The sequence below is a fragment of the Paenibacillus sp. Y859 genome, from assembly GCF_056786405.1.
This window is the reverse complement of record NZ_JBXCIZ010000004.1, coordinates 328,218-337,454: the sequence shown is the minus strand read 5'-3', so window position 1 is coordinate 337,454 and position 9,237 is coordinate 328,218. Positions and strand designations below refer to the sequence as shown.

General features: G+C 43.2%; 7 protein-coding genes. 5 read left to right on the top strand and 2 right to left on the bottom strand.

Annotation, left to right across the window (positions count from 1 at the left end; translation table 11 throughout):
• The first annotated feature begins 269 nt into the window (after positions 1-269).
• Entirely contained in the window at positions 270-737 is a 468-nt protein-coding gene (locus AC1TO8_RS12560) for a GNAT family N-acetyltransferase (RefSeq protein WP_482055951.1), read from the top strand.
• A gap of 239 nt (positions 738-976) precedes the next feature.
• Here AC1TO8_RS12560 and AC1TO8_RS12555 read toward each other — a convergent pair whose 3' ends face one another.
• Positions 977-1,954 (bottom strand): Atu1372/SO_1960 family protein, encoded by a 978-nt coding sequence (locus AC1TO8_RS12555; RefSeq protein WP_482055950.1) that lies wholly within the window; start codon positions 1,952-1,954, stop codon positions 977-979.
• A 117-nt stretch (positions 1,955-2,071) separates the two neighbouring features.
• On the opposite strand from AC1TO8_RS12555, the gene pdxR reads away from it, so the two are divergent.
• Entirely contained in the window at positions 2,072-3,502 is a 1,431-nt protein-coding gene (gene pdxR / locus AC1TO8_RS12550) for a MocR-like pyridoxine biosynthesis transcription factor PdxR (protein WP_482055949.1), read from the top strand.
• Between the two features lie 298 nt (positions 3,503-3,800).
• Here pdxR and AC1TO8_RS12545 read toward each other — a convergent pair whose 3' ends face one another.
• The gene (locus tag AC1TO8_RS12545; RefSeq protein WP_482055948.1) at positions 3,801-4,859 is read right to left on the bottom strand and encodes a LacI family DNA-binding transcriptional regulator; all 1,059 of its coding nucleotides are present in this window, start codon (positions 4,857-4,859) and stop codon (positions 3,801-3,803) included.
• 218 nt (positions 4,860-5,077) lie between these two features.
• On the opposite strand from AC1TO8_RS12545, the gene AC1TO8_RS12540 reads away from it, so the two are divergent.
• The 3 genes from AC1TO8_RS12540 to AC1TO8_RS12530 are packed head-to-tail and all read left to right on the top strand — an operon-like array spanning position 5,078 to position 9,190.
• Complete coding sequence (locus AC1TO8_RS12540; RefSeq protein WP_482055947.1) at positions 5,078-5,596, top strand: hypothetical protein; 519 nt, start codon at positions 5,078-5,080, stop codon at positions 5,594-5,596.
• An 11-nt stretch (positions 5,597-5,607) separates the two neighbouring features.
• Positions 5,608-7,344 carry an ABC transporter ATP-binding protein gene (locus AC1TO8_RS12535; RefSeq protein ID WP_482055946.1) on the top strand — a complete coding sequence of 579 codons (1,737 nt, stop codon included), beginning with the start codon at positions 5,608-5,610 and terminating at the stop codon, positions 7,342-7,344.
• A complete protein-coding gene (locus tag AC1TO8_RS12530; protein WP_482055945.1) occupies positions 7,337-9,190 on the top strand; it encodes an ABC transporter ATP-binding protein in 1,854 nt (617 codons plus the stop codon). Before AC1TO8_RS12535 ends, AC1TO8_RS12530 begins: the two co-directional genes overlap by 8 nt.
• Positions 9,191-9,237: the final 47 nt, after the last annotated feature.

The following is a 9,237-nucleotide window of genomic DNA, read 5'->3' as shown; positions in this document are numbered from 1 at the left end:
AGACATAAATGGTCAAATACAGAAGTGGACTATATTGCGAGAGATTTCGAGGATGCGGTAAACTACATAGTGAATTTCGTGAGTGATATCGAAGAAGACAGGGCCATCCGATAACACAGTATTCACGCAGCGGATCCGCCTTGGTCACCCTGATGCTTTTGGCAGAAGTAGTAGATTCAGTGACAACTTGCTGCGCAAGTTCGTGAATACCTGAACGTTATAGGCATCCATAGCAAGAAAATATACAAATTCAAAAGGAGGTCGTCTTAATGGAATTCAGAAAAATAACTTGGGATAATTTTATTGAATGCATTGAGCTACGTGTGGCTAATGAACAACAAAGATTTATCTCCTCAAATCAACATGCTCTTGCCGAAGCATATATTGCCTCCGATGAGGGTCAGGTAATTATTACATTTGCAGTCTATAAAGAAAATAGCATGGTAGGCTTCATTTCAATGTACTATGATGACGGGGATGGAAACTTTGATTACAGTAGTTACGGCATATTTAAGATGATGATCGATAAGCATTACCAGGGTAAGGGGTATGGTAAAGAGATGGTGGTAAAAGCGATTGAATATGCGAGGACTTTTCCACGCGGGGAAGCTAAAGTTATTGAACTTACATATAAACCCGAGAATATGGTTGCGAAGAGGATTTATGACTCTCTTGGTTTTATGGAAACAGGTGAAAAATTGGCGTGTGGTGAAGTTCGCGCAGTATTAACATTATAATCGTGGGGCGTTCGCCCCTTGATCGCCAAGGGGATTTTCTGAGCAGTAGATTCATGCGATACACTCAACCAGCTAAGTCTAACGCCCCGTTCCCTTCGGTCACTTAAGCTGCTTGAACGTCAGGAACACATGATTACAATGATAAGCGATTAGGGAATCTAACCATTTTTAATCTGAATAGTGTGCAAGAGTATGAGACTATCCTTATTTTCAAGAACGGGAAAGGGACCGTATTTGATCTAGTGGGTGGATGACGATAGGAACACTGGAGAATCAACCTCAAAGATAGAATCCACCACGAGGGGGAGATTGCCTCTTAGCGAACTGGCACCCATGACTGACCGAGCGTGAACCCCCTTCTCACCAAACACTTCCTGCATCAGATCAGAGAAACCATTCAGAACGACATGATGCTCGTCAAATTGTGAACCGGCATTTACAAAACCTTGAACTTTAATGACCCGCTTCACCTTATTTAAGCTACCCAATGCCTGTTTCAGTACTGCGAGCACTTCTATTCCTGCCTGCCGGGCGAACTGATATCCCTCTTCTGTTGAAAAGTCACACCCCAATTTCCCCTTAGGATGACCAGCTGGCCCTTTCCCGGACACAAATAGTAAGCCGTTCACGATGCTGTAGTTCATATAGTTTGCTGCTGGCTCACTTCCGCTTGGCAGTACAATCTCTAACTCGTCTAACCTTGCCTCAACGGATTCTTTCAACAATAACTTCGTCATCAATACGATCTGCCCTGTATGATATCCAACATGTTCTGCTATGTACACTAAATGGCTTTGAATGGATCTGCTGACACACGGCTCCGAATATTCAGCATCTATCCCCTTCATTCGCTTCCAATCTTCAGGATCGAAATAAATCTTTACTTGTCTTTGTAAATCTTCATCTGTCAGCCCATTCAACACCTGAATGGATTCCCTACGAACGGCGTGAAGTTGTTCCATTAATTTCTTTTTAGAGTACCCGCCTATTCTATCAAACTCCTGCGACCTTTCTCTTATAAAAGGCTTATTTCCCATTCCACTTACAAAATGCTGATACTCACTTCCTGCTAAATGAATGCATAAATTGGCAACACTATTCATATCTGGCCCTATTCTCGACCACACATCTTCTTCCGATAAACGATTCACATGGCCTTCAATTCTTTCAAGCTGCGCATTCATCTGATCAATAACGATCTGAACGATCTTAGACATAGGATTCCTTCTTTCTACGGATCGGTTGTTATATTCCTAATGCCTAGTCTATAATAAATTTGACCTCTCAAAAAGAATCAGTTAAACGATATTATTAGGGGTCAGATGGAGGTTGCTATGTTTGATATTATGCTTTCCAAAGATGAGCAAGGCCCTTTATATATGCAGTTATATAGACATATTCGTAGACTTATTCAAAATGATGACATCAAAGATGGTACGAAGTTGCCTTCTATCCGTTCTCTTCGCCAACAATCCTCTCTTAGCAAAACAACGATCGAAACAGCCTATCACCTGTTGCTAGAAGAGGGCTATGTCATTAGTAAACCTCGTTCAGGTCTCTACGTGGTTAATCCTCAATCAACCCAACCCATGACGATCCGCGACGTTACCGAGAATGAGAACACCAACCTAGATCATCGCTTACATAGAAACCTTGATGCACCACATTCCAAGAATGACGGGGTGATTGACTTCAATCTCTTAGCTGTGGACGGCAATTCATTTCCACTTCAAGCTTGGAGGTCCGTCTTGACTGAGTCTCTTTCCCTAAACGGAGGTAGCATTCATCAATATGGAGACCTTCAGGGGGAATATGCTTTACGATTACAACTCACACAGTATTTGAAAAATTCACGTGGCGTATCATGCTCACCCAATCAAATTGTGATAGGTTCGAGTATCTCCTATAGTATCCATATCCTCACTCGACTCTTAGGACAGCCCATTACTGTTGCTTTCGAACAGGATGGAATTGCTCAGGTCGGAGATCTTTTCTCACAACATGGTTGTCACATCGTTCCTTTCCCACTTCATGACCATCAACTTTCGATAACTGAATTAGAAGATCAGAATATCGATGCCATATACGTTACGCCCTCGCATCGTCCTACAGGTAATCCCTTGTCCTATCCTATAAGACAGCAAATGCTTCAATGGGCAAACAACCATCATACTTATATTATTGAGGACGATTACGATGGAGAATTTCGTTATACCGGTAAAACCATTCCCTCACTTCAAGGACTTGATCACGAGGGTGTCGTCATCTACATAGGTACATTCTCAAAAGCATTCACACCTGCGTTACGCATGAACTACATGGTTCTCCCCCATCATCTGATGAAGAGACTTCAGACCATGGAACATATTCTATCTTGCCCATCACGCATTGACCAATTAGCCATGAGTCTATTCATAGAGCGTGGTCACTGGTTCCGTCATATTCGGCGAATTCGTCATGTTTATCGTAGAAAGCATGAAAAACTAACGCAATTACTCCAACAATATTTCTCAGATCATATTCGTATCAACGGGGATAGCGCTGGACTTCACATTGAAGTAACTGTGAACACCAACTGCAGTGCAACCCAATTAATAGAACTAGCCTTATCCAAAGGGGTTCATGTATACGGTTTACAACATGTGGGGATTGTTCTAAGCAAATCTCAGCCTAAGATCTATATGGGATTCGGTGGGATTGATCTGAAGGATATGGAACGGGGCATTCAACAATTGAAAAAGGCATGGTTACCTGTGTTAGCATAACCATAACATTAGATTTACAAGATAGGACAAACTCCTAACCATGTCCGTGGTGATTAAGTTATTGCGATGGGCGGGTGGAATATGAACTGGAAGGGAGAGTACCATCACCAATCACCAACAGTTGTACAAGATACATCTAAATTGGGCCGAATTTCGCTAACACCGGTTTCAGTTGCATAAGTGCATCTAAATTCTAGAAAATCACATATTCTCGCTGTTATCCCCATTTTAGATGTCCTGTGTGCAACTATTTCCCCCTCCCATGCCTTTCCCATTAAAATAAGTGCCCTTTGTGCAACTATTTCACTTTAACTGCAGCGGTCGAGTCGCGAAAAACTACATCCCCAGCTAGCATAATCTTCTCCATAGGCTCGTCTCGTTTTACTAATCGTTCAAGTAGCTTCTCTACGGCACGGCGACCCATAGCCTCCTTCGGGACATGGACGGTAGTCAAAGCGGGAAGTTCACTGTAACCGATCTCAATATTATCAAATCCAGTAACAGATATATCTCCTGGAACATTCAACCCTAGTTCGATCAAGGTATTCATGGTCGTCTGGGCTATATAATCGTTCGCGCACACTAGAACCGACGGCATCGTTCCAGACTTCTTCTGATTAAGCAACCAAGATCGTATTTCATCGGCAATTTCCCCACCTTCAAGTCCTTTTAGGTTCTCCATTGCTTCACCTCCACCTTGCAGTTTCAGCCCTTGCTCCTCCATCGCGGAGCGGAAACCAATAAATCTGTCCCTGAAGCTTCTCGAGAAGCGCAGATTACCAATGAACTGCAACTGCTGATGACCCGTTCCCATTAAATGATTCGTTAACCGAGTCATAGCATCCACATTATTTACAAATATAGTGTCCGTAGGAATCAATGGATCTTCATGATCTACTAGAACAATAGGAAGTCCAATTCGATGGAGCTCTAGCAAAAGGGGCGTAGAGATCTGCCCCACGCCGATCAAACCTAATATGGCGTTCGGATTCAATATATCAAGGACACTGTCCACGCTCTGCTCTGAAATGATGACCATTCCAAGCCCTTCTTCTTCCAATCGCAAAGAGATTCCTTCCATAATCTTGCCCCAATAGAGTGACTCTCGTGTTTGTGATCGAATATTGGGCATGAGCACAATAACCGATTGTTTACTATTAGAGTACGCTAACTTTCGATCAGGCTTCTTCACGTAGGCATTCTTCTGAGAGAAATATCCTAACTGGGACGCCGCCTCAATAACTCGCTCTTTCGTCGCCTCATTGACTCCACTTTTACCAGATAACGCTTTAGAAACAACAAATTTAGACACACCCAAATGGTCGGCAATTTGTTGCATTGTTATTTTCTTAGCCACCGTTGTATCCCACCTCTAATCAATAACTACTGGCACTCATCTACTTTTGTTATTGTTAATTATTAATTTTATTATAACAAATATAGAATGTAGATCATATAGTAGCATTCATTTCCCATATTGTATTGACAATTTTTATTTATAAATATACATTTGTATACATAGCAATTTCGTATACGATCGTATACAACTAACGCAAAATGAAAGGATGAATTAGCATGCGACGTCGTTCAACCTTACAAGGGATAAGTTCAGATAGTGGACTACATTCCCCTTCACACCATAGTAAACGAAGAGAAATCAACAATCTGGATCGAGCAGAGGTACACGGAGGTCGAGGTTCAAGCGATCGCAGGCGAGCTCCTGGTCGCCCGAGTGATCGTGATCATCGTGGAGGTCAAAGAGTTCAACAGGCAGATCAAAATGTTCATTCCGAACGAAATCACCGGAGTTCACATCATGCGCATACAGAAGATTGGTTAGCTCCACGTCCTGTAGACCGAGATGACAAGAACATTCAAAGTGCAAAGACCTTTCGCCGAGGTCGCATTATTATTTTTCTAAGACAATTACAAGTAAAGCGTGACACCTTGGTGAATCAACTTCAACAGCCAGAATTCAAATCCATTGAGCAAGTCATTAGTGGAGAATTAAAAGCAGTCGATGAAATGATTCAACAGTTCACTCATTTATTTGAGCTTCGCGAAATTGAATCTGATGATTCTACGAAATCGTGAGGTAGATCTCTATGCGGAAATTTATATCTTATTTAAAGCCTTACTGGTTATCCAGTATATTGGCTCCTCTATGCATGGTGCTTGAGGTGTGGATGGATCTATTACAACCTATGATGATGGCGAGCATAGTCAATGATGGCATCATGAAAGGCGACCTTGCTCATATCCAGCGGACGGGACTCATGATGCTTGGAATCGCACTCATTGGTATCCTTGCAGGGGCTGGTTGCTCGGTCTTCTCTAGTATTGCTTCACAAAACTTCGGCAGAGATCTACGGAACAGCTTATTCGAGAAAGTGCAAACTTTCTCCTTCCGCAATCTTGATCAAATAAAAACAGGTTCACTCATTACCCGCTTAACAAATGATGTTATGCAGATGCAGACTTTTGTTCAAATGATTATGCGTGGCTTCATCCGTTCACCGCTCCTGTTTGTTGGAAGCTTCATCATGGCGGTATCCATCAGTCCAAGACTAACACTCATTCTAGCGGTAGTCACGCCGCTATTGTTCATTTTATTGGTCTTTCTCATCCGGAAGTCCTTTCCTTTGTTTACTAAAGTCCAGTCTAAACTCGATGGTGTGAATAGCGTCCTTCAGGAGAATTTATCAGGGATTCGGGTTGTGAAGGCTTTCGTCAGAGCGAACCACGAACGTAAACGTTTCGGTAAAGCTAATGAGGATTATACTCATATCGCTATTAAAGCCGCACGATTGATGGCTTTGAACATGCCCATCATGACGCTTATTCTAAATGCCAGTGTGGTTGCGGTATTGTGGTATGGCGGAGGACTTACCCGAGGTGGTTCTCTATCAACAGGAGATTTAATCGCCTTTATCAACTATGTTACCCAATTGTTGTTCTCTATGCTTATGATTAGTAATCTACTGCCCTTCGTATCTCGTGCGAAAGTATCTTCTGAGCGCATTAATGAGGTGCTTGAAACTGTTAGCGAGGTTACAAATCACAACCATACGAAACAAGCCATTATTCACTCCGGACATATTCAATTCAAGAATGTATCCTTTGCCTATGACACGGCACAGGAGGAGCTCATACTTAAAAATATATCATTCCAAGCAGAAGCAGGTCAGACTCTAGCCATTCTTGGTGCTACTGGCTCGGGCAAGTCATCACTGATCAGTCTTATCCCCCGCTTATACGATACGACTAGCGGAAGTGTGCTTATTGACGGTACAGATGTTAAAGATATCCCATTAGATCATCTGAGAGTTCAGGTTGGGCTGGTTTTGCAGCAGTCCATTCTGTTCACTGGTACGATCCGCGATAACATTAGCTTCGGTAACGCTGAGGCGAGTCAAGAAGAGATTGAGCTTGCAGCCCAAGCAGCTGAAGCACATGGCTTCATTCAGCAAATGCCAGATGGATACGATACCGTTCTCGGCCAAAAAGGAGTCAATCTATCCGGCGGGCAGAAACAACGTATCTCTATCGCGAGGGCATTACTTGTTCGTCCCGCTATATTAATTCTGGACGACAGCACCAGCGCCGTAGACTTAGGAACCGAATCCCGAATACAGCAAGCGCTCAGAGAGCTTATGAAAGATACGACTACTATTATTATAGCTCAGCGGATCTCTTCCGTCATCGATGCGGATCACATTCTTATCCTTGATGATAACGGTACAATTGCAGCTGAAGGTACCCATGATGAGCTTCTTCGGAACAGCTCGATCTATCAGGATATTTATCGATCTCAATGGAAGGAGGATGACGTACATGTCTAAGTCAACTAACGGAAACTCTAATCCGTCCTTTAAGCCAATGGGAGGCGGCATGATGGGGATGCCCGGAAGAGGTCCTGGTGGATTGGGAGCTATCCCTAAAGTACGTCCCAAGAATACAGGCGCCACGATCAAGAAACTATGGACCTATTTACAACTCCAACGTACAGGGCTTATCATCGTCTATATTTCCACCTTTTTAAGCGCAGTCATCTCCCTTATCGGTCCTTACCTCATCGGTAAAGCAATCGATGAATACATCATACCTAAAGACCATAACGGTCTGTTGTGGCTATGTATGATGATGGTAGCGATCTATATCCTTGGAAGCATCATATCGTGGGTGCAGGCCTATGTCATGAGTGGTGTATCCCAACGAACTGTGCTTGAGCTTAGACATGATATTTTTGAAAAATACCAACAGTTACCTCTAAAGTTCTTCGACACCAATAACACTGGGGAACTGATGAGCCGAACTACGAACGATATCGAGAATGTCTCTAATTCACTTAATCAGAGCGTCATCCAATTACTGACTAGTATTATTACCCTCTCGGGTTCACTTGTCATTATGCTAAGCCTGAATCTTTCATTAACCTTAGTTAGCTTAATCACTATTCCGCTTGTTCTATTCGCAACCCGCAAGATCTCCACCCTGACACGAAGATATTTCAAAGGTCAGCAGAAGCATCTTGGAGAACTGAACGGATTCATTGAAGAGACCATCCAAGGCCAGAAGGTAGTGAAACTATATCGCCGCGAAGCTACCGAGATCAAGCGATTCAAAGATATCAATCAGCAGTTAAATACGATGGGTACCAAAGCACAGATCGTCTCGGGTCTTGTCGGCCCAGTCATGAACGGTGTCAACAACCTTAACTTCGCACTTATCGCCGCTGTTGGTGGTTGGATGGTATTCAAAGATCTAACAACCGTAGGCGTGATCGTCAGTTTCCTCAACTATTCCAAACAGTTCGGACGCCCAATTACGGAACTTGCCAATCAATATAATCTGATTCAATCGGCTGTAGCTGGGGCTGAGCGTGTATTCGAAATATTGGAATTAGAATCGGAGTATACAGAAGATGAAGGCATCATCGTCTCCAATGATATGCACGGTGAAGTAACATTTGATAACGTATCTTTCAGTTATAGACAAGATTCACCTATTCTACAGCAGGTATCTTTTGTAGCTCACCCTGGTCAGAAGATTGCTCTCGTCGGACCCACAGGTGCGGGGAAAACGACCATCGTCAACTTGTTAACTCGGTTCTATGACATTGATGAAGGTAGCATCAGCATTGACGGGATCGACATTCGCCGGATTGACAAGAACTATCTTCGTACGAATCTGGGTATGGTCCTGCAGGATGCGTATGTATTCTCTGGCAGCATTCGTGATAACATCCGCTTCGGGCGATTAGATGCTTCGGATGAAGAAATTCAAGTAGCAGCTAAACTGGCAAACGCAGATGGTTTTATATCACGGCTTCCTCAAGGTTACGATATGATCTTACAAGCCGAAGGAAGCAATCTAAGTCATGGACAGCGGCAACTCCTTACAATTGCTAGAGCCATTCTAGCTAATCCAGCCGTACTCATTCTCGATGAAGCGACTAGTAGCGTGGATACCCGAACAGAGATGCATATTCAAGAAGCCATGAAGAATTTGATGAAGGGCAGAACTAGCTTCGTGATTGCCCATCGTCTAAGCACGATCCAGGATGCCGATCAGATATTGGTCATGAATGGTGGTCAAATTATTGAACGCGGCAACCATGAGCAACTCCTCGCTGCGGAAGGGTTCTATTTCGCGCTGTATACAAGTCAATTTCGGAGAGTTGTGTGAAATAGAGGATCGAGACCATAACGTAAGTTAACAACAATAAGCCCCGG

Excerpts from the sequence above, each read along its gene's own strand:
- AC1TO8_RS12540 (WP_482055947.1), top strand. The coding sequence starts at position 5,078 with ATGCGACGTCGTTCAACCTTACAAGGGATAAGTTCAGATAGTGGACTA.
- pdxR (WP_482055949.1), top strand. The coding sequence starts at position 2,072 with ATGTTTGATATTATGCTTTCCAAAGATGAGCAAGGCCCTTTATATATG.
- AC1TO8_RS12530 (WP_482055945.1), top strand. The coding sequence starts at position 7,337 with ATGTCTAAGTCAACTAACGGAAACTCTAATCCGTCCTTTAAGCCAATG.
- AC1TO8_RS12560 (WP_482055951.1), top strand. The coding sequence starts at position 270 with ATGGAATTCAGAAAAATAACTTGGGATAATTTTATTGAATGCATTGAG.
- AC1TO8_RS12535 (WP_482055946.1), top strand. The coding sequence starts at position 5,608 with ATGCGGAAATTTATATCTTATTTAAAGCCTTACTGGTTATCCAGTATA.
- AC1TO8_RS12555 (WP_482055950.1), bottom strand. The coding sequence starts at position 1,954 with ATGTCTAAGATCGTTCAGATCGTTATTGATCAGATGAATGCGCAGCTT.